General features: G+C 62.7%; 1 protein-coding gene. It reads right to left on the bottom strand.

Going from position 1 to position 1,138, the window contains the following annotated elements; genetic code table 11:
- Positions 1–421: 421 nt before the first annotated feature.
- The gene (locus BGIM_RS61085) at positions 422–616 is read right to left on the bottom strand and encodes a hypothetical protein (RefSeq protein WP_084759779.1); all 195 of its coding nucleotides are present in this window, start codon (positions 614–616) and stop codon (positions 422–424) included.
- Between the last annotated feature and the right edge of the window lie 522 nt (positions 617–1,138).

A 1,138-nucleotide genomic window follows, 5' to 3' on the forward strand; every position in this document is an offset into this window, starting at 1 on the left:
GGGGCTGGGTCCGGTGGATTCGATGTCCAGAAACGCCATCGGGCGTTCGAGCCGGAGACGCTGAAACATGAGAAGCTCCCGTGAAAAGGAGCGGCCGTCCCGGGGGGACGGCCGCCTTGGAAAAAGCGAATCGCGCCCGGCATCCGCCGGGTGGAACAACGAGCATGACGGTTACGGGGTCCGTCCGCGTCCTTCCGGAGGCGAACGCGGGCGGGCCCGGTTAAAAACAATCCCGTGTCAACAATCCCCGGGCCTCGTTCACGGCGGGACACGCCGCAAACAGGTCCGTCTTTTTGACCTTCAGCCGGCCGGAGTCCGGGTCCGTTCCACCGACATTTACAGGTGTCGCGGTCTTCGCCGGAAGTGCCCGGCCGGCGGACATTTTTTCGTGATTCCTTGGACGCCGAAAAGTCCCGGATGATCACCGGGTGACGGTCACCCGGACGGCGGCCAGCAGGGCGTGGTCGGCGATGACGGCGGCCATGGCCGCCCGCAAGCGAGCCATAAACGGCCGGGAGCCCAAAAGAGACTGCATTTTGTCGGCCGCTTCGTCGGGCAAGTCGGCCGGCACGCGGATGGTCACGTGGTACTCTTCAATCGTCACGAACTTAGGCATGGCGGCACCCTTGGGAAAGAGCGGCGGCCGGCGACGGGTCGGCCGCGAGGGGATGTCTTCCCGCCGACGGGCACAGGCGGCTTCGTCTGTTTGGTTGCGCTGACAGTGGCGAAGGGAGCCTGTGTTCGATGCGGGCTCTGATCGGAATGTGGCGGGCGAGACAACAGCCGTTCCGGCCCGGCCCGCCAAGGACTGATTCCAAAGCTGAACACCAAGAAAAACAGAGTCCAATGGCGAAGACATCCCGCTCATGTATTATGACGCAATTTGGCTGAAAATTTAGTGGTGCATCCGCCAAATATCCATACACTATTTGGCACTTCATTTTTGGCAGGAATCTCCGCATGCCACGACGTGTTTGGAAGCCACTACGTCTCCGGGAGATGACGGCTGAGGAACGGGCCGAACTCACCCGGCTGACTCGTTCTCGTAAATCCGAAGCCCGCGTCGTCGAACGGGCCGCCATCCTCCTGGCCTTGGCCGATGGCGAGAAGCCAGCCCACATTGCCCGCCGGCTGGGCG

The organism is Zavarzinella formosa DSM 19928 (assembly GCF_000255705.1).
Classification (GTDB): domain Bacteria; phylum Planctomycetota; class Planctomycetia; order Gemmatales; family Gemmataceae; genus Zavarzinella; species Zavarzinella formosa.